At 66.9% G+C, this 19,057-nt stretch carries 18 protein-coding genes; 6 read left to right on the top strand and 12 right to left on the bottom strand.

From position 1 onward, the window contains the following. The first annotated feature begins 146 nt into the window (after nucleotides 1-146). Together AC06FE_RS02670 and AC06FE_RS02665 are read left to right on the top strand one after the other, a co-directional pair. The gene (locus tag AC06FE_RS02670; RefSeq protein WP_132865156.1) at nucleotides 147-509 is read left to right on the top strand and encodes a PadR family transcriptional regulator; all 363 of its coding nucleotides are present in this window, start codon (nucleotides 147-149) and stop codon (nucleotides 507-509) included. Next, nucleotides 509-1,489, top strand: coding sequence for a sensor domain-containing protein (locus AC06FE_RS02665; RefSeq protein ID WP_313251523.1), 981 nt, complete (start codon nucleotides 509-511; stop codon nucleotides 1,487-1,489). The genes AC06FE_RS02670 and AC06FE_RS02665 overlap by 1 nt, the downstream gene beginning before the upstream one ends. 85 nt (nucleotides 1,490-1,574) lie before the next feature. Here AC06FE_RS02665 and AC06FE_RS02660 read toward each other — a convergent pair whose 3' ends face one another. Continuing rightward, on the bottom strand, nucleotides 1,575-1,844 hold the full coding sequence (locus tag AC06FE_RS02660; protein ID WP_225591887.1) for a DUF2798 domain-containing protein: 270 nt from the start codon (nucleotides 1,842-1,844) through the stop codon (nucleotides 1,575-1,577). Between the two features lie 285 nt (nucleotides 1,845-2,129). Between AC06FE_RS02660 and AC06FE_RS02655 the strand changes: the two genes are divergently transcribed. The 3 genes from AC06FE_RS02655 to AC06FE_RS02645 are packed head-to-tail and all read left to right on the top strand — an operon-like array spanning nucleotide 2,130 to nucleotide 3,465. Beyond that, the gene (locus AC06FE_RS02655; RefSeq protein WP_478072166.1) at nucleotides 2,130-2,738 is read left to right on the top strand and encodes a TetR/AcrR family transcriptional regulator; all 609 of its coding nucleotides are present in this window, start codon (nucleotides 2,130-2,132) and stop codon (nucleotides 2,736-2,738) included. A gap of 54 nt (nucleotides 2,739-2,792) precedes the next feature. After that, nucleotides 2,793-3,149, top strand: a complete 357-nt coding sequence (locus AC06FE_RS02650) for a DMT family transporter (RefSeq protein WP_446540256.1) — start codon at nucleotides 2,793-2,795, stop codon at nucleotides 3,147-3,149. A gap of 1 nt (nucleotide 3,150) precedes the next feature. Next, nucleotides 3,151-3,465, top strand: coding sequence for a DMT family transporter (locus tag AC06FE_RS02645; protein ID WP_192287957.1), 315 nt, complete (start codon nucleotides 3,151-3,153; stop codon nucleotides 3,463-3,465). A gap of 265 nt (nucleotides 3,466-3,730) precedes the next feature. Here AC06FE_RS02645 and AC06FE_RS02640 read toward each other — a convergent pair whose 3' ends face one another. Together AC06FE_RS02640 and AC06FE_RS02635 are read right to left on the bottom strand one after the other, a co-directional pair. Then, nucleotides 3,731-5,047 carry a polyhydroxyalkanoate depolymerase gene (locus AC06FE_RS02640; RefSeq protein ID WP_478072165.1) on the bottom strand — a complete coding sequence of 439 codons (1,317 nt, stop codon included), beginning with the start codon at nucleotides 5,045-5,047 and terminating at the stop codon, nucleotides 3,731-3,733. An 83-nt stretch (nucleotides 5,048-5,130) separates the two neighbouring features. Continuing rightward, nucleotides 5,131-5,727 (bottom strand): class I SAM-dependent DNA methyltransferase, encoded by a 597-nt coding sequence (locus AC06FE_RS02635; protein ID WP_478072164.1) that lies wholly within the window; start codon nucleotides 5,725-5,727, stop codon nucleotides 5,131-5,133. Nucleotides 5,728-5,790: 63 nt separating this feature from the next. Here AC06FE_RS02635 and AC06FE_RS02630 point away from each other — a divergent pair, with 63 nt between their 5' ends. Next, a complete protein-coding gene (locus AC06FE_RS02630; protein ID WP_478072163.1) occupies nucleotides 5,791-6,246 on the top strand; it encodes a CopD family protein in 456 nt (151 codons plus the stop codon). A gap of 161 nt (nucleotides 6,247-6,407) precedes the next feature. Here AC06FE_RS02630 and AC06FE_RS02625 read toward each other — a convergent pair whose 3' ends face one another. The 9 genes from AC06FE_RS02625 to bamA form a co-directional block, all read right to left on the bottom strand. Then, nucleotides 6,408-7,157 (bottom strand): tetratricopeptide repeat protein, encoded by a 750-nt coding sequence (locus AC06FE_RS02625; RefSeq protein WP_478072162.1) that lies wholly within the window; start codon nucleotides 7,155-7,157, stop codon nucleotides 6,408-6,410. A gap of 26 nt (nucleotides 7,158-7,183) precedes the next feature. Then, nucleotides 7,184-8,143 carry an acetyl-CoA carboxylase carboxyltransferase subunit alpha gene (locus AC06FE_RS02620; RefSeq protein ID WP_132865147.1) on the bottom strand — a complete coding sequence of 320 codons (960 nt, stop codon included), beginning with the start codon at nucleotides 8,141-8,143 and terminating at the stop codon, nucleotides 7,184-7,186. Nucleotides 8,144-8,216: 73 nt separating this feature from the next. Next, nucleotides 8,217-11,810: a DNA polymerase III subunit alpha gene (gene dnaE, locus AC06FE_RS02615; protein WP_478072161.1), complete on the bottom strand. Its 3,594-nt coding sequence runs from the start codon at nucleotides 11,808-11,810 to the stop codon at nucleotides 8,217-8,219. A gap of 190 nt (nucleotides 11,811-12,000) precedes the next feature. Further along, nucleotides 12,001-12,612 (bottom strand): ribonuclease HII, encoded by a 612-nt coding sequence (locus tag AC06FE_RS02610; protein WP_225591900.1) that lies wholly within the window; start codon nucleotides 12,610-12,612, stop codon nucleotides 12,001-12,003. 38 nt (nucleotides 12,613-12,650) lie between these two features. Then, nucleotides 12,651-13,919 carry a lipid-A-disaccharide synthase gene (gene lpxB, locus AC06FE_RS02605; RefSeq protein WP_478072160.1) on the bottom strand — a complete coding sequence of 423 codons (1,269 nt, stop codon included), beginning with the start codon at nucleotides 13,917-13,919 and terminating at the stop codon, nucleotides 12,651-12,653. A 2-nt stretch (nucleotides 13,920-13,921) separates the two neighbouring features. Beyond that, nucleotides 13,922-14,713 (bottom strand): acyl-ACP--UDP-N-acetylglucosamine O-acyltransferase, encoded by a 792-nt coding sequence (gene lpxA, locus AC06FE_RS02600; protein WP_192287965.1) that lies wholly within the window; start codon nucleotides 14,711-14,713, stop codon nucleotides 13,922-13,924. A gap of 18 nt (nucleotides 14,714-14,731) precedes the next feature. Then, entirely contained in the window at nucleotides 14,732-15,190 is a 459-nt protein-coding gene (gene fabZ, locus AC06FE_RS02595) for a 3-hydroxyacyl-ACP dehydratase FabZ (protein WP_132865142.1), read from the bottom strand. Then, nucleotides 15,187-16,209 carry a UDP-3-O-(3-hydroxymyristoyl)glucosamine N-acyltransferase gene (gene lpxD, locus AC06FE_RS02590; RefSeq protein WP_478072159.1) on the bottom strand — a complete coding sequence of 341 codons (1,023 nt, stop codon included), beginning with the start codon at nucleotides 16,207-16,209 and terminating at the stop codon, nucleotides 15,187-15,189. Before lpxD ends, fabZ begins: the two co-directional genes overlap by 4 nt. A gap of 324 nt (nucleotides 16,210-16,533) precedes the next feature. Beyond that, nucleotides 16,534-18,999 (bottom strand): outer membrane protein assembly factor BamA, encoded by a 2,466-nt coding sequence (gene bamA / locus AC06FE_RS02585; RefSeq protein ID WP_478072158.1) that lies wholly within the window; start codon nucleotides 18,997-18,999, stop codon nucleotides 16,534-16,536. Between the last annotated feature and the right edge of the window lie 58 nt (nucleotides 19,000-19,057).

Raw genomic sequence — 19,057 nt, 5'->3', positions numbered from 1 at the left:
ATTCCGGATTGGGTGTGGGCCGATTCTGCGCGATTGCCCGCGCCGCCGGCCAGCGGCATTACGCAAGGTGGGATGACTACCGGCACATTCGCTATACCGAACTCAACACTAGTATTCGCTTCAGGCTAGTTGGAAGGAGTGGGGCGATGAGTGACCTGGATGCCCAGCTACGCAAGTTCCAGAAGGAACTGAGCTCCGGCACGGTCTCGCTGGCGCTGCTGGCGGTGTTGGCCAAGGCTTCGGAGCCGCTGTACGGCTACCTGATCGCCAAGGAGCTGGAGCGCGTCGGGGAGGGCGTGCTCAGTGGCAAGCAGAGCGCCCTGTACCCGGTGCTGCGCAACCTGGAAGGTGCCGGGCTGTTGGAAAGCCATGTCGAGCCCTCGGTGTCCGGGCCGCCGCGACGTTACTACCGTATCAACGATGACGGCCGCGCCGCGCTGCGGCAGTGGATCGCCGCCTGGGATGCCACTCGCAACTCTTTGCAGTACGTACTGGAGGGAATCCACTGATGAACGCTGACAACCACGCAAGGCCGCTTCCCACCACCATCCCCGAGTACCTGGAGCAACTGCGCGCGGCGCTGGCCGGTGCCGATCCGGCGATGATCCAGGACGCGCTGTACGACGCGGAGGAGTACCTGCGCTCGGAACTGGCAGAGCAGGCCGGCAAGACCGAGGCGGAGGTCATTGCCGGTGTCGCCGGCAGCTACGGCGCGCCGGAGGAAGTGGCCGAGATCTACCGCGAGACCGAAGTGACGGTGAACCGCGCGCTGCGTGCGCCGGGCATGCGGATCACGCCGGCGGCGGTGGCCGCCGCAGCGGCCGCCCCGGCCGGGCCGGCGTCGCCACCGCCGGCCGCCGCGCCGCAGCGGTCGCTGGTGGCGCGCTTCTTCGGCGTCGTGCTCGACCCGCATACCTACGGCGCGCTGTTCTACATGCTGCTGTCGCTGGCCACCGGCACGTTCTTCTTCACCTGGGTGGTGACCGGCCTGTCGCTGTCGGTATCGCTGCTGATCCTGATCATCGGCATCCCGATCCTGCTGCTGTTCCTGGGGTCGGTGCGGGTGCTGTCGCTGGTGGAGGGCCGCATCATCGAGACCATGCTCGGGGTGCGCATGCCGCGTCGCCCAGCCTACACGGACAAGAGCCAAGGCTGGCTGGCGCGCATCGGGGCGATGTTCGCCGACGGGCGCACCTGGCTGACGATGCTGTACTTCCTGCTGATGCTGCCCTTGGGCGTGGCCTACTTCACCATTGCGACGACCTTGTTGTCGCTGTCGTTGGCACTGATGTTCGCGCCGCTGGGGGACCTGTTGTTCGACCATCCGGCCGGCATCTGGATCGACGGCGTGAACGTGGCCACCGCCTTCTGGGTGTGGCCGGTATCGGTGGCGGTGGGTGCATTGCTGCTGTTCGGCACGCTGCACCTGGCACGGGGCATCGGCAAGCTGCATGGCGCGATGGCCAAGCATCTGCTGGTGCGCCTGTAAGCCACATGCCAGCAGGAACAAACGAACGGGGCGCCCTTGGCGTCCCGTTCGTTTGTGGCATGACGGTGGAGCCCTGCGCGGATGCTCAGGGCGAGCGCACCAATGCGGCGGTCGCCCGGCGTACCACCGGCAGGAGCAACAACAGCACGGGGAAGGCGATCAGCCAGGAAACGCCCCAGGCGCCCAGCCACTTGGACGTGAGCTGCGGCGACAGGCCGATGCTTTTCAGGGTGCTGATCAACGACACGATGCTGGTCATCAGCAGGGACAGCAGCAACGGCATGACCAGGGCGCCGTAACGCACGGGAAGCTTGGGAATGCCGAGGAAAATGGTGGGTTTGTGTGAAGCGTTCAAGAGCGATCTCCAGGATCCGGTCAAGCAAAGGCGCCTATCGCCCGCGAGCGGGCAAACAGCCCCGGCAGGGCCGGAGTTGATGGGCGCGTTGGTTGACGTGAACGCTTACGGTCGCCACGAGAACCGGGACGACGGCGCGCATGTTAGGGGCCGCGCCGGCCGCTGGCAAGCGATCTTGTCTGGTGGGGCCGGGTGTTCCTTCCGGAACGCGGGCAAGGGGTCTTTCTAAATCGTGGTTCAGCCCCGGCGCGGGTCCGGGTTGACCTTGCGGAGCGGATCCCTAAAATGACTGACAGTCAGTCAGTTGGGTTCGCCATGGACAAGCGCGCCGCCATCATCGACGCCGCCATCGCCGTGTTCGCCGAAAAGGGCGTCGAAAAGGCAACGGTATCGGACATCGTCAAGCGCGCCGGCATCGCCCAGGGCACGTACTACCTGTACTTCCCGTCGCGGTTGGCGGTGATGGGCGGCATCGCCGAGCGCGTGCTGACCCAGCTGCTGGCGCGATTGCATGCGCAGCTCGATGGCCTGCCGGCCGGCGCGCAGCTGGACCGGTTGGCGGCGGTGATCTTCACCGAGGTCGGCGCGCAGCATCAGGAGGTGGCACTGCTGTACAGCGGCATGACCCAGACCGACCAGATGCGGCGTTGGGAGCAGATCTACGCGCCGCTGTATGCGTGGCTGCAGCAACTGCTGGAACAGGCACGCGCGGACGGTGCGATCGCCGCCGGCGTGCAGCCGCGGCATGCCGCGCGGGTGCTGGTCGGTGCCATTGAGGCCGCCGCCGAGCAGGTGCACCTGTATGCCGATACGTCGGCCGACGAGGCGCGGGCGCATCTGGCCGAACTGGAGCGTTTCATCGGCGCCGGGCTGGGGCGCGCGCCGGCGGTCTGATCACGGCGGTGCCGATGCGCACCGCACACAACAACGAGAAGCAAGGAGAACGACATGGCCGGGAAAGGCTGGCTGTTTGTTGCCCTGACCTGCGTGTTCGAGCTGGTCTGGGTGTATGGGTTCAACGTGGCCTCGGCCTGGTGGCACTGGATACCGATCATCGCGGTCATCCTGGTCGACTTCCAATGGCTGGCCCGCGCCTGCGAAACCTTGCCGACCGGCACCGTGTACGCGGTGTTCGCGGCAGTGGGTACGGTGGGCGCCGCATTGATGGACATCTTCCTGTTCGGTGGCAGCTTCAGCGTCGCCAAGGGTGCCTTCATGGCGCTGCTGGTGGCGGGCGTGATCGCGCTCAAGCTGGCCGATGGCAAGGAAGCAGAAACTGCCGGTGCGACCGGCAAGGACGGTTGAGATGGGTTGGTTCCTGGTGGTGATCGCCGCGCTGATGGAAACGCTGGGCGTGGTTGGCCTGAAGCGTTACAGCCAGCGCAGGAATGCGCTCAATGCGCTGCTGTTCTTCGGCGGCTTCGGTGCCTCGTTCGTGCTGCTGTACCAGTCGTTCCGCTACCTGCAGCTGAGCGTGGCCTATGCGGTATGGATCGGCCTGGGTACCGCGGCGGCGGTGCTGGTGAACATGCTGTTCTTCGGTGAGTCGCGCAGCACCGCGCGCCTTTTGAGCCTGGGCGTGATCGTGGCCGGCGTGGTCGGGTTGAAGGCCGTGTCGTAAACGCAGAAGGCCCCGGTGATTGCCGGGGCCTTTGTATTGAATGAGGCAGGCGCTGATTGCATCCCTTCTCCCGCGAGCGGGAGAAGGGGCCCCGCTAGGGGCGGATGAGGGGATTCTGAGCACTTGAGCATTTGAGGCTTCTGCCTTGGCCCTGACAGCGGGTTTTGGGCAGTACGCTGCCAAGCGCATTGCCATCGTTTCGATCTGCCCTCACCCCAACCCCTCTCCCGCAGGCCGGAGAGGGGCTACAAAGGTCCAAATGTACTCAGCGCTGCGCGCGACGGCGCAGTGGCGTGACGTTGCTCGCCGCTGCCTTGCGGCTCTTCTTCGCCGCGGCCGGCTGCGACTGCGCGCTGAAGAAGTCGCGCATCTTCGGGTAGACCACTTCGCGCCAGCGGCGACCACTGAAGATGCCGTAATGGCCGGCACCCTCGACGATGAAGTGGTTGCGGCGCGACGCCGGGATGCCGGTGCACAGTGCCTGCGCCGCTTCGGTCTGGCCCAGGCCGGCGATGTCGTCCAGCTCGCCCTCGATGCTCAGCAGCGCGGTGTCGCGGATCGCCGACGGGTCCACGCGCTCACCGCGTACGTACCATTCACCGCGCGGCAGCAGGAACTCCTGGAACACCACGCGGATGGTGTCCAGGTAGAACTGTGCCGGCATGTCCAGCACCGCGTTGTACTCGTCGTAGAAGTGACGGTGCGCGTTGGCGTCGTCCAGGTCGCCCTTGACCAGGTCGGTGTAGAAATCCCAGTGCGACATCAGGTGCCGGCTGGGGTTCATGGCGACGAAACCGGCGTGCTGCAGGAAGCCCGGGTAGACCCGGCGGCCCTGGCCCGGGTACGGGGCAGGCACGGTGTGGATGACGTTGTTCTCGAACCACGACAACGGGTTGCGCGTGGCCAGGTTGTTGACCGCGGTGGGGCTGTGGCGGGCATCGATCGGGCCGCCCATCATCACCAGCGAACGCGGCGTGGTTTCGCCACGGCTGGCCATCAGCGACACCGCCGCCAGCACCGGCACGGTCGGCTGGCACACGCTGACCACGTGCACGTTGTCGGCGCCGAGGTGGCGGATGAATTCCTGCACGTACTCGATGTAGTCGTCCAGGCCGAACTCGCCCTGTTCGACCGGCACCATGCGCGCATCCACCCAGTCGGTGACGTAGACGCGGTGGTCACGCAGCAGCGTGCGCACGGTGTCGCGCAGCAGGGTGGCGTGGTGGCCTGACAAGGGCGCCACCACCAGCACGATCGGCTGGGCCAGCAGGGCTTCGACCTTGGACGTCTCGTTGCTGTGGCGCTTGAAGCGCAGCAGCTTGCAGAACGGCTTCTCGACCTCGGTGAGCTGGGCGATCGGTACGATCTCGCCGTCCAGCTCCAGCTCGTGGATGCCCCATTCCGGCTTTTCGTAATCCTTGCCGAGGCGATGGAACAACTCGTTCATCGCGGCCAGGCGGTCGGCGCCGGGCATGGACGACCACCAGTGCCCGCCGTTGTTGAAGAACGCCGCGTTGGCCTGGGCCTGGTGGACCCACGGGGCAAGCAGGTTGCGGGTCAATTCATGCAGTTGATAAAGCATGACGTCCAAATATGTATGGTCATATGGTGCTGCGCAGCATACTCCAGTCTGGCAGCGATGGCGTTAAGGCCGGCCGGACTGGCTCAGCGGGGGCTTTCGAGCGCGGCGACGTCGTCGCTGAATGCGGGGCCGAGCCAACAGTGCGAGCCCACCGCGCGGAAGCCGGCCTCCTGCAGCTGCCGCCGGTACCAGCGCGCCGGGCGCTTCTGGAAACCGTCATGGTCGCCGTGGAAGTCGTCCTCGGCGGCGAAGGTTTCCAGGAAGGCGACCCCGCCGCACAGCTCGGCCAGGCCTTCCAGCCCGGCCTTGAGCTCGCGGCTGGGCACGTAGTGCATCACGTCCGAGCAGACCAGCAGGTCCACCGGCGCGCATGGGCGCAGCCACTGGAAGTCGCCGAAACGCGCCAGGTGCAGGTTGCGGGTGCGGCCGAACCGGCGCACCGCGTACTCGCTGCCGTCAAAGCCCATGTACTGCAGCTTCGGGCGCAGCTTGAGCAGGGGCGCGCGCCAGGCGCCTTCACCGGCGCCGATGTCCAGCACGCTGCGGATCGGCCGTTCCAGGTAGTACTCGGCGCTGGCCACCGCCAGTTGCACCTTGCGCGCCAGGCGCGCGGCGCCGCCGATATCGCCACGGCGGTACCAACGCTGGAAGTAGGCGGCGTCGTACTGTTTTTCCTGCATGTGCGTGTCTTGTGCGGATGGGCGAAAATGGCGCACATCCTACGCCGCCGCTGGAGCCAGTGCATGCAGTCCTATTTTTGGGTCAAGACCTTCCACCTTGTTTTCGTGGTGGCATGGATGGCGGCGGTGTTCTACCTGCCGCGGATCCTGGTCAACCTGACCGAGACCGCCGGGCAGGCGCCCGTGCAGCAGCGCCTGCAGTTGATGGGCATGCGCCTGTATCGCTTCGGCCACATGATGTTCGGCATCGCTTTCCTGCTGGGGCTGGTGTTGTGGCTGGGCTACAAGGTGCTGCCGGACTTCCCGACCATGGTGGCTCCCGGGGGGGCGGGCTGGTTGCACGCCAAGCTCGGGCTGGTGGTGCTGCTGATGGTCTATTACACCGTGACCGGTCGCTGGTTGAAGGGCGTGGCCAAGGGCAGGGGGCTGCCGTCCTCGCGCGCGCTGCGCTGGTTCAACGAACTGCCGCTGGTGCTGTTCATCGCCATCGTGTACTTGGTGATCGCCAAGCCGTTCTGATACGCGGCGGGTATCAAGCAGAAAGGCCGGCAATGCCGGCCTTTCTTGTACCCGCGATGCCATTGAGGCGTCCGCGCGCATGAAAACCGCCAGCCAGTGGGCTGCCATGGCGGGCATTCCTGCGAGGGGAGGGGTTCCCTGCTTCGCGGCCGAGGCCGCTGCTACGCGGTGAGCTGGCGCAGTTCCTTGCGGGCCAGGTCGGTCCATTCGCGCTGGGCGCGCTGGTAGTACTTCGGTGAGAGCTCGGCACGATCCAGCAGCTTGCGCAGCTGTACGGTCGCCTCGTCGGGGCGGCCGGCGCGCTTGAGCAGCAGGGCATAGCGCAGGCGTGCTTCCTCGCCGGCGAAGCCGTCGACCATGGCCTCGTACTCGTGCAGAGCGGCATCGACATCGCCGCTGTCCTCCACGGCGCGGGCATACAGCAGGTGACCTTCCTGCGAGCGGAAGGAGGGATTGGCGGCGATCAGCGCGTCCAGTGTCTGCCGGGCCTGCGCTGCCTGGCCGAGCCCGTACTGGGCCTTGGCCAGGCCCAGCATCAGGTCGGGGTCTTCGCGGTGGATGCCACGCAGGGCGCTTTCGAACAGCGTGGCGGCCTCGGCGTACTCGCCATGGTCCAGGTGCTGCTGCGCCAGTTGCCGGCGGTTCTCGGCGGTGTCGGACACGCGCAGGCGCTGGTCGGCCTGGCGCTTGCCACGGGACGGATCAAGCTGGTCACGCATCTGGCGCAGGCCGCGCCGCGCGCTGGGGTTGTTGCGCAACCCCGGCAGGATCTCGGCGATGAAATAGATCAGCACCGCCAGGTACGAGAACATCAGGATGATGACGATCCAGTACAGCGGCCGCCCGTTGCGCACGACGTGCACGCAGCAGGCAACCTGCAATACCAGCGAAAGCAGAATGATCGGGCTCATCCCTGTGTCCCCGTGTCGGTGTTGGCTCAGGCGGCCTCGTAGGCACCGTAGCTGCGCAGGCGTTTGTAGCGCTGCTCCAGCAATGCTTCCACGCTCAGCTTGTCCAGCGCGTCCAGTTCATTGAGCAGCACGGCTTTCAGGCGGGTGCCCATCTGCTTCGGGTTGCGGTGGGCACCGCCGATCGGCTCGCGGATCACCTTGTCGACCAGGCCCAGGCTCTTCAGGCGCGGGGCGGTCATGCCCAGCTGCTCGGCGGCGTCCTTGGCCTTGCTGGCGTCCTTCCACAGGATCGAGGCACAGCCTTCCGGGCTGATGGTCGAGTACACGCTGTACTCCAGCATCAGGGTGCGGTCGCCCACGCCCAGTGCCAGCGCGCCGCCGGAGCCGCCTTCACCGATCACGGTGCAGATCACCGGCACCTTCAGCTCCGCCATTTCCATCAGGTTGCGGGCGATGGCCTCGGACTGGCCGCGCTCTTCGGCGTCGATGCCCGGCCATGCGCCGGCGGTGTCGATCAGGGTCAGCACCGGCAGCTTGAAGCGCTCGGCCATCTTCATCAGGCGCAGCGCCTTGCGGTAGCCCTCCGGCTTGGGCATGCCGAAGTTGCGCTTGACCTTTTCCTTGGTGTCGCGGCCCTTCTGGTGGCCGATCAGCATCACTGCGCGGCCGCCGATGCGGGCCAGGCCGCCGACGATGGCCTTGTCATCGGCGAAGGCGCGGTCGCCGGCCAGTTCCTGGAACTCGTCGCAGAAGATGCGGATGTAGTCCAGCGGGTACGGGCGCGACGGGTGGCGGGCCACCTGCAGCACCTGCCAGGGGGTCAGGTTGCGGAAGATCTGTGCGGTACGCAGGCGCAGCTTGTCTTCCAGCGCCTTCACCTCTGCATCGACATTGACCGCCGGCCCGGCGCTGGCGCTGCGCAGGTCCTTGATCTTGGTTTCCAGATCAGCGATGGGTTGCTCGAAGTCGAGGTAGTTCGGATTCATCGGAAACCGTCATGAATTAAAGGGGGGAAGTGTAGCCGAACGCGTCGAATGAACCCGTACGCGTCCGTCCGGTTCAGTTCGCCCAGGGCGGGCTGTACTTGACCTTGACCCGGCGCACGGCCGGGTCCTCGCGCAGGGTGTCCAGCAGCTGCGGGCTGACCCGCACCGCCCCCTGGCCGCCCAGGTCGAGCATGCCGGCCACGCTGCCGTTGGGCTTGCCGTTGAGCAGCAGGTCCAGGCGTAGCGGGGTGCGGCCGGGCCGGCTGCCGGCCAGCAGGGCGTCGATGCGCTGCCAGATCGGGCCGCCGCGGCCATCCACGCGCAGGAACATGCCGGTGGCATGGTCGGCGCTGAGCTGCTCATAGTCCCAGCACTGGCGGATGCGCAGGGCATAGCCGCCGTTGAATTCGTCCTCGCGCAGGCCGCCCTTGACCACCAGGATGCGGTCCTTGGTCATCAGGTGCCCGAATTCGGCCAGGCCGTCGGAGAAGGCGCTGCACTCGACCCGGCCCTTGCCGTCCTCCAGCGTCACGAACACCTGGCTGTCGCCCTTGCGGCGTACGCCGATGACCATGCCGGCCAGGATCACCTGCGCCTCCTGCCGCCAGGCGCGCTTTTCGCCGTCCTTGGACGGCAACGCCGGGGTGACCATCTTGTCCAGGCCGCCCAGGTCGGTGCCGACCAGTTCCTTGACGTCCTCGGCGTAGGGGTCGAACGGGTGGCCACTGAGGTAGAAGCCCAGCGTCTCGCGCTCGCCGCCGAGCAACTGCGCCAGCGGCCATTCCTTGCTTTCGGGCAGGTCCAGCTGGTTGGCGGTGCTGACCGGGTCCGGCGCGCCGAACAGCGAGTTCTGCCCGGAGGCCTTCTCGCGCGCCATCTGGTCGGTGGCCTTGAGCACTTCCGGCAACTGCAGCATCAGCGTGGCGCGGTTCTTGCCCAGCCCGTCAAGCGCGCCGCAGTTGATCATCGCTTCCAGCGTGCGGCGGTTGAGCTTGCCGGACTCTACGCGGGTGCAGAAGTCCAGCAGCGAAACGTACTCGCCGCTGCGCAGGCGCTCGTCCACCACGGCCTCGCAGGCCCCCTGGCCGACGCCCTTGATCGCACCCAGCCCGTAGCGGATGGTGTCGGCGTTGGCGGCCTCGAACATGTAGGCCGAGTCGTTCACGCGCGGCGGCAGCACGGTCAGGTTGAGGTTGCGCACCTCGGCCAGGAAGCCGACCACCTTGTCGGTGTTGTCCATGTCCGAGGACAGCGTGGCCGCCATGAACTCGGCCGGGTAATGACGCTTGAGCCACGCGGTCTGGTAGCTGACCAAGGCATAGGCCGCGGCGTGCGACTTGTTGAAGCCGTAGCCGGCGAACTTCTCCATCAGGTCGAAGATTTCATCGGCCTTGGGGCCGTCCACGCCGCCCTTGGCCGCACCCTCGCGGAAGATCTCGCGGTGCTTGGCCATTTCCGCCGGCACCTTCTTGCCCATCGCGCGGCGCAGGAGGTCGGCGCCGCCCAGCGAGTAGCCGCCGACGATCTGCGCCATCTGCATCACCTGCTCCTGGTACACCATGATGCCGTAGGTGTCCTTGAGGATGGCTTCGGTGCGCGGGTCGGGATAGATGATTTCTTCCTGGCCGTGCTTGCGCGCGTTGAAGGACGGAATCAGGTCCATCGGGCCGGGGCGGTACAGCGACACCAGCGCGATCAGGTCTTCGAAGCGGTCCGGGCGCGCGTCCTTCAGCAGGCGGCGCATGCCCGAGGATTCGAACTGGAACACCGCGCCGGTGTTGCCGTTGGCGAAGATGTCCTTGTAGGTCGGGGCGTCGTCGAGCGGGATCTGGGTGATGTCCACCGGCGGGATGCCGGCGCGCTCGTGGCGCTTGTTGATCGCCTTCACCGCCCAATCGATGATGGTCAGCGTGCGCAGGCCGAGGAAGTCGAACTTCACCAGGCCCACTTCTTCCACGTCGTTCTTGTCGAACTGGGTGACCGGGTTCTTGCCGATGCCGCCTTCGTCGTGTTCGGCGTACAGCGGGCAGAACTCGCTCAGCGGCTCGGGGCCGATCACCACGCCACCGGCGTGCTTGCCGGCGTTGCGGGTGAGGTCTTCCAGCTGCAGCGCCAGATCGATCAGGTCGCGGACGTCGTCCTCGGTCTCGTAGCGCTGGATCAGCTCGGCCGAGGCCATTTCCGAATCCACGCCTTCCTTGCCCTTGCCCAGCGCATCCTTCAGGTGGATACCCAGGATGTTGGGGATCAGCTTGGACACGCCGTCGACCAGGCCGTACGGGAAGCCCAGCACGCGGCCGGTATCGCGCACCACCGCCTTGGCCGCCATGGTGCCGTAGGTGATGATCTGGCTGACGCGCTCGCGGCCGTACTTGCGCGCGACGTAGTCGATCACCTCGTCGCGGCGGTCCATGCAGAAGTCGATGTCGAAGTCGGGCATCGACACGCGTTCGGGGTTGAGGAAGCGCTCGAACAGCAGGTTGTACGGCAGCGGGTCCAGGTCGGTGATCTTCAGCGCCCAGGCCACCAGCGAGCCGGCACCCGAGCCACGGCCCGGACCGATCGGGATGCCCTGGTTCTTGCCCCACTGGATGAAGTCGGCAACGATCAGGAAGTAGCCCGGGAACCCCATCTTGATGATGGTGTTGAGCTCGAACTCGAGCCGCTCGAAGTAGTCCTCGCGGCTCATGCCCGGCGCCAGCGGGTTCTTCTCCAGGCGCTCGGTGAGGCCGTCGCGCGACATCTTCTGGATCCAGGTATCCAGGGTCTCGTCGTCGGGCACCGGGTAATTGGGCAGGAAGTAGGTGCCCAACCGCATCTCCACGTTGCAGCGCTGCGCCAGCGCCAGCGTGTTGTCGATCGCGTCGGGGATGTCGGCGAACAGCTCGCACATCTGCTCGGGCGTCTTCAGGTACTGCTCGCGGCTGTACTCGCGCGGACGCTTGGGGTCATCGAGCACGCGCCCGGTGGAGATGCACACGCGCGCTTCGTGCGCGTCGAAATCCTCCGGCGACAGGAAGCGCACGTCATTGGTGGCGACCACCGGCAGGCCACGCTGGCCGGCGGCCATCAGCGCGAACTGGTTGAAGGCTTCCTCGCCCTCGCGCTGGGTGCGGGTCAGCTCCAGGTGCAGGCCGTCGCCGAACACGCGCTGCCAATCGGCCAGCTGCTGCTCGGCCAGGTCGTGGCGGCCTTCGGCGGCCAGGCGGCCGGCCAGGCTGTGGCGGCCGGCCAACGCGAACAGGTGCTGGCCGCCGTCCTTGAGCCATTGCGGGTGCACCGCCACGCCGCCTTCGTTGCGGTGGCCTTCCATCCAGGCGCGGGTGAGCAACCGCGACAGGCTCAGGTAGCCCTCGCGGTCACGGCACAGCAGCGTCATCCGCCACGGGTCCTGGTTCTCCTCGGCGATCAGCAGGTCGGCACCGGCGATCGGCTTGATGCCCACGCCTTCGGCGGCCTTGTAGAACTTCACCAGCGCGAACATGTTGTTCAAGTCGGTGACGGCCAGCGCGGGGGCCTGCATCTCCACCGAACGGCTGAGGATGTTGGCCTGCTTGGCCTTCTTCGGGTCCGCCTGGTCCGGCTTGGCCGGCACGCGGATGGTGGAGTCCACCATCGAGAACTCGGTGTGGACGTGGAGATGGACGAATCGGGAAGAAGTAGACATGCCGGGCCAGAAGTGTGCCGAAGCAGGGTAGCGACGGGGGAACGGGGGAACAAGGGCTCAGGGGTGAACAGGGGGCGGGGCGGCTGCCGGCACGGTTTCGCTCCCCCTTGCAGGAACGAAGGCCAGGAGCAGGAGCGCGGCCAGGTTGCGCCGTTGTCCTGCCGTCGCCGCCTTGCGCAGCCCTCCGGCGCTAGCCGAGGGCGTCCCGGACCGGCGCGAACGACCTTCGGTGTTCGGCGCAGGGCCCGTGGGCTTTCAACGCGGCCAGGTGGAACGGCGTGCCGTAGCCCTTGTGCTGGTCGAAGCCGTATTCAGGGTGTCGCTGGTGCAGCTCCAGCATGTAGCGGTCGCGGCTGACCTTGGCCAGGATCGAGGCGGCCATGATCGCGCGGTCGATGGCGTCGCCGCCGACCAGCGCTTCGGCCGGGCAGGGCAGCCCCTTGGGGATCTTGTTGCCGTCGATGCGCGCGAACTGGGCCACGTGGCCGACGCCTTCCACCGCGCGGCGCATGCCCTGCATGGTGGCCTGGAAGATGTTCAGGCTGTCGATCTCGGCCACGTCGACGAAGATGATCGAATAGGCCAGGGCGCGCTCGACGATGCGGTCGTACAGCAGTTCGCGCTTGCCGGCGGTCAGGGCCTTGGAGTCGTCCAGTCCGTTGATGCGCGGGCGTGCCGGGTCGAACACCACCGCGGCGACGGCCACCGGGCCGGCCAGCGGGCCGCGGCCGGCTTCGTCCACGCCGGCGACCAGGCGCGGGCCCTGGCGTTGCGCCAGCGCGGCATCGTCGAACAGGGACAGCGAAAGGTCCGCTGTCCTGGCAGGAACACGGCGGGCGTTCACGGCTGGGCTTGCCGGGCCGGTGCATCCAGCAGGCCGGCCACCGCATCGGCGGCGCGGGCGGAAGCGTCCTGGCGCAGTTGCTGGTGCAGGCGCAGGTAGTCGTCCTGCAGTCCGGCCACGCGGGCCGGATTGTCGAACCAGTCACGCACGGCGCCGGCCAGGTTGTCGGGCGTGCAGTCGTGCTGGATCAGCTCCGGTGCCAGGTCCTTGCCGGCCAGCACGTTGGGCAGTGCATAGCGGTTGACCTTGATCAGCCCCAGGCTGCTGACGATGCGGTAGGTCAGCTCGGACACCCGGTAGCCGACCACCATCGGTCGCTTGACCAGCATGGTTTCCAGCGTGGCGGTGCCGGAGGCCAGCATCACCACGTCGGCGGCGGTCATGGCCTCGCGGGCGCGGCCATCGAGCAGGTGCACGCGCGCGCTGGGCAGCGCCGCGGCGCGGATCTGCTCGACCAGCATCGCCTTGCATTTGGCATTGGCGGCCGGCACCACCAGGTGCAGGTCATGCCGGTCCTCGCACAGCTGCCAGGCGGCGGCGAAGAACGGCGGGCCGAGACGGCTGACCTCGCCCAGCCGGCTGCCGGGCAGCACCGCAAGCACCGGTGCCTGCGCGGGGATGTCCAGTGCCTGGCGTGCCTGCAGGCGGTCGCTCTGCAGCGGGATGTCATCGGCCATGGGATGGCCGACGAAGCGCGCGTCGATGCCGTGCCGGGCATAGATCGGCGGCTCCATCGGGAACAGGCACAGCACCAGGTCGGCGCTGGCGCCGATCTTCTCGGCGCGCTTCTCGCGCCATGCCCAGACCGACGGGCTGACGTAGTGCACGGTGCGGATGCCGCGTTGCTTGAGCCACTTCTCCACGGCCAGGTTGAAGTCCGGCGCATCGATGCCGATGAACACGTCCGGCTGCCAGTCCAGCACGCGCTGGCGGAACGCCTTGCGCAGCTTCAGCAGGCGCGGCAGATGGCGCAGGATCTCGGCCAGGCCCATCAACGCCAGTTCACTGGCATCGAACCAGGTTTCGCAGCCGGCGTTGCGCATGGCATCGCCGCCGATACCGGCGAATTCGGCGTCCGGATAGCGCGCGCGCAGCGCATTGATCAGGCCGGCGCCGAGTCCGTCGCCGGACGCTTCGCCCGCGACCAGCGCGATGCGGACCTTGCGGCGGGAAACAGGGAGCAGGGAGGCGGGAAGGGCCGTTGGCTGCACCGTGGTCGGCGCACTTGCTGCCGCCAGCTCCCCGTTCCCCGGGCGGTTCCCCATGCTCATCGCTGCAACGGACGCTCGCCGCTTTCTATGAAGTCCAGCAGCTGCTTCACGTCGTCGCTGTCGCGCGCCTGTTCGGCCAGTTGTTGCTTGGCCTCGGCCAGCGGCAGGCCGGCGACGTAGATGGTGCGGTAGGCGCGCTTGATCGCGCTGATGCGCTCGGCATCGAACCCGCGGCGCTTGAGGCCCTCGCTGTTGATGCCGCGCGGGCGGCCATGGCCATCGATGCCGACCATGGTGAACGGCGGGATGTCACCGGTCACCAGCGAGCCCATGCCCAGGAAGGCGTGGTCGCCGATGCGGCAGAACTGGTGGGCACCGGCAAAGCCGCTGATGATCACCCAGCTGCCGACGCTGACATGCCCGGCCAGCGTGGTGTTGTTGGAGAACACGCAGTGGTCGGCCACGTGGCAGTCGTGGGCGATGTGGGTGTAGGCCAGCATCCAGTTGTCGTTGCCGATGGTGGTCACGCCACCACCGCCGGCGGTGCCACGGCTGAGCGTGACGAACTCGCGGAACACGTTGCGGTCACCGATGACCAGCTCGGTGCGTTCGCCGGCGAACTTCTTGTCCTGCGGCTCGCCGCCGACGGCGACGTGGCCGATGAAGCGGTTGTCGCGGCCGATGCGGGTCGGGCCGTGGACGCTGCAGTGCGGGCCGATCTCGGTGCCGTCGCCGATCTCCACTTCCGGCCCGATCAGGGTGAACGCGCCCACGCGCACGCCGCTACCCAGCTTGGCGGAAGGGTCGATGACCGCGGTCGGATGGATCAGGGGGGCGCTGTCACTCATGCAAAGACTCCGGCTGGATTACTCGCGGGTGCCGGCGCACAGCACTTCGGCGTGCGCGACCACTTCACCGTCGACCTTGGCTTCGCCGTAGTACACGGCCATGTTGCGGATCACGCGCTTGACCTGCACATGCAGCTCCAGCACGTCGCCCGGCACCACCTGCTTCATGAAGCGCACGTTGTCGACCTTGACCAGGTAGAACAGCTTGGACTGCGCATCACGGCCCAGGCTCAGCTGGGTCAGCACGCCGCCGGCCTGCGCCAGCGCCTCGATGATCAGCACGCCCGGCATGATCGGCTGGCCGGGGAAGTGGCCCTGGAAGAACGGCTCGTTGATGGTCACGTTCTTGTGCGCAACGATGCGCTTTCCTTCCACGTCCAGCTCGACGACCTTGTCGACCAGCAGGAAGGGGTAGCGGTGCGGGATCAACGTCTGGATGGTGTTGACGTCGACGGGCAGCTGCAGCGGTGCGTTCATTCCTTCTCCTTGCTCACAGCCAGGATGCGCCGCGCGAGCGCATCGAGCTGCTTGAAGCGCGCGGCGTTCTTGCGCCACGTGCGGTTATCGGTCAATGGGGTGCCGGACGAGTACTCGCCCGGTTCGGTAATGGAGTTGCGGACCACCGACTTGCCGGTGATCACCACGTGGTCGCAGATTTCCAGGTGGCCGACCACGCCGACCGCACCGCCGAGCAGGCAGTAACGGCCGATCTTGGCGCTGCCGGCGATGCCGGTGGAACCGGCGATGGCGCTGTGCGCGCCGATCTGCACGTTGTGGGCGATCTGCACCAGGTTGTCCACGCGCACGTCTTCGTCGAGCACGGTGTCTTCCAGCGCTCCGCGGTCCACGCAGCTGTTGGCGCCGATCTCGCAGTCGTCGCCGATGCGTACGCCGCCCAGCTGCGGCACCTTGATCCAGTGGCCGTTGTCCATCGCCAGGCCGAAGCCCTCGGCGCCAAGCACTGCGCCGGGATGGATACGCACGCGCTTGCCCAGCTTGACCCGGGCGACCAGGGTGACGCGGGCCAGCAGTTCGCTGCCGGCCTCCACGATGCAGTCATCGCCGATCACGCAGCCCGGGCCGATGATGGCGGCCTCACCGATCATCGAGCGTGCGCCGATGCAGACGTGGGGACCGATGTGCGCGCTGTCCGCCACCGTCGCGCTGGGATCAATCACCGCGCTGGGATGGATGCCGGGCTCGCGGACCGGCACGGTTTCGAACAGTGCACCGATCTTGGCGAAGGTGGTGTAGGGATCCTTGGCGATCAGCGCGGTGCCGGGTGCGACCTCGGCATCATCGGCGCGCAGCACCACGATCGACGCCTTGCTGTCGGCCAACTGCGCGCGATAGCGGGGATTGGCGAGGAAGGTCAGCTGGCCGGGGCCGGCATGGGCGAGCGTGGCCACGCCGGAGATGGCAGCAGCCGGATCGCCGTGCACCTGCAGGCCGAAGCGGTCGGCAAGTTCCTGTGCGGTATGGGTAGGAATATTCACGTGGCGAGTTTACAGCCTGTGCAGGTGGTGGTCATGCGGGCGGCCCGGCCGACGTGGCGCGAGCCAGACGGACGTGGACCGGCCAACAGCGGTCAGGGCGTGGACCGGAAAGGAAGCCAGCGCCCGCCACCGCCCATGCAGGCCGGGGAGGGGGCAGTAAACCGGAAGCCCTAAACGACCAGAACCGCGCGCCGGCGGTTCTGGAGGAAAGCCCCTTTGGTAAGGGCGCGTGGGGATCTGGAAGTCCCGGAGCGCGCCCCGGCAGCGCGCCCATGGCGTGATGCCGGGTACCCCGGGTCGCCCCGGGGTCAGCGTGGCAGTTGCTTAGAACTGCCCACCGAAGGTGAACTGCAGGCGTTCGATCTCGTCGCCGTCTTCCTTCTTCAGCGGGATCGCGTAGCTGATCGAGATCGGGCCGACCGGGGCGCGCCACAACAGGGCGACACCGGCCGAGGCACGCAGCTCGTTGGCCTTGAAGTTGTCCACGCCGTTGTAGACGTTGCCGAAGTCGACGAAGGCCGACACGCGCGCGGACGGGCTGTCGAACAGCTTCGGGAAGTAGGCTTCGATCGAGCCGACGGTCTTCACCGAGCCACCCAGCGGCTGGCCGTTGTAGTAGCCGGCCATGACTTCCGAGCGCGGGCCCAGGGTGTTGTCCTCGAAGCCGCGCACCGAGTTGGTGCCGCCGGCGTAGAAGTTCTCGAAGAACGGCAGGCCGGTGGCCTTCACCTGACGGTGGTTGGCGGTCGGGTTGGTGGCGCAGTCGACGACCTGGGTGGTGTCCGGGGTGCCCGGGACCGCCGGCGTGCTGCCGTTGGCCGGCGTGCCCGGCGTACCGGGGATCACGTTCCAGCAGATGTCACGGACCTTGTCGCTGCCGTACGAATCACCGTAGCCCAGTTCCAGGCGGGTGTTGATGACCAGCGACGGGATGATCGGCCAGTACTTGGAGAACTGGTAGCTGAGCTTGTAGTACTCCACGGTCGAACCCGGCAGCGTGGCTTCCAGGCCCACGCGCTGGTAGGTGCCGGCGGTCGGCATGAAGTAATCGTTGCGGGTGTCGCGCGCCCAGCCCAGCTCGGTACGCCAGGAGTGGAACGTCTTGGCGCCGACGGCCTCGATGTAGTTGATGATCGCCGCCGGCGTGTAGCCCGGGTAGGTCGTGATCTGGTTGCTGTCGATGCCGAACATCAGCGAGAACGCATCGTTCTCGGTGATCGGCACGCCGAACACCACCTGCGCCGCACCGTTGGTGCTGTTGTACTGGGCAGTGTTGAAGTCGGAGTAGTCCAGCTCGCGCCAGGACAGGTTGTAGCCCAGCGACACGCCGTCATCGGTGAAGTACGGGTTGGTGTAGGAGAAGCCATAACGCTGCAGGTAGCTGCTGCGCGAAGCCTCGACCGACACGCGGTTGCCGCCGCCCAGGAAGTTGTTCTGCGACAGCTGCACCGAGGTGGTCATGCCGTAGGACTGCGAATAGCCCAGACCGAACACGAAGCTGCCGGAGGTGGTTTCCTTGACGTTGTAGACCACGTCGACCTGGTCGTTGCTGCCGGTGACCGGGGTGGTTTCCACGTCCACCGACTCGAAGTAACCCAGGCGCTGCAGGCGGATCTTGGAGCGGTCGATGGCGGCCTGCGAGTACCAGCTGTTCTCGAACTGGCGCATCTCGCGGCGCATCACCTCGTCGGCGGTGCGCGAGTTGCCCTTGAACACGATGCGGCGCACGGACACGCGCGGGCCCGGCACGACCTGCATGTTCACCGCCACGGTGCGGTCACCGCGGTTGCTGGTCGGGATCGGGTTGACCTTGGCGAAGGCGTAGCCGATGTTGGACAGGCTGTTGGTGATGCTGTCCGCGCTCAGCTCCAGCAGGCCGCGCGAGAAGATGTCGCCGGACTTCTGGAACACCATCTTCTCCACCGTTTCCTGCGGCAGGATGGTGTCGCCGGTGACCTTGATGTCGGAGATCTTGTACTGCTCACCCTCGGTCACGCCGGTGGTGATGAACATGTCGCGCTTGTCGGGGCTGATCGAGACCTGGGTGGAATCGACGCTGAAGTCCACGTAGCCGCGGTTGAGGTACCAGGAGTTCAGCTTTTCCAGGTCGCCGGACAGCTTTTCCTTGGAGTACTGGTCGTCGCGACGGTACCACGAGGCCCAGTTGTGCTCCTTGGACTCCCAGGTTTCCAGGATGTCCTCGGCCGGGAACTTCTCGGTGCCGATCAGGTTCACGTGGCGGATCTTGGCGGCCTTGCCTTCCTTCACGGCAATGGCCACGTCCACGCGGTTGCGGTCCAGCGGGCTGACGGTCGGGGTGATCTCGACGTTGTACTTGCCGCGGTCGTTGTACTGGCGGCGCAGCTCCTGGGTCACGCGGTCTAGGCTCAGGCGGTCGAAGGTGCCACCCTCGCTCAGGCCGATGTCGGCCAGGCCCTTGAGCAGCTGCTCGCTCTTGATGTCCTTGTTGCCGGTGACGGTCAGCTTGTTGATCGCCGGGCGTTCCTTGACGGTGACGACCAGGATGTCGCCCTGGCGGTCCAGCTGCACGTCCTCGAAGAAGCCGGTCTTGTACAGCGCACGGATGGTGTCGCCGACCTTGGCATCGTCGACCACGTCGCCACGCTCCACCGGCAGGTAGGTGAACACGGTGCCGGAGGAGATGCGCTGCAGCCCGTCCACGCGGATGTCGCTGGCGGTGAACGGCTCGGCCGCCTGTGCGAGCGCAGGCAGTGCCAGGCCGGCAGCAAGGGCGAGGGCTAGCAGGCGGCGATTGGGGAGTCGCGTCATATCACGTCCGGTTGGAGTCGATTTCAGAGTTGCGTGGGTGCCGGCGTATGACGACGTC

The sequence above is a fragment of the Stenotrophomonas sp. Steno-C18 genome, from assembly GCF_056393195.1.
This window is presented reverse-complemented; position numbering and strand designations above follow the sequence as displayed.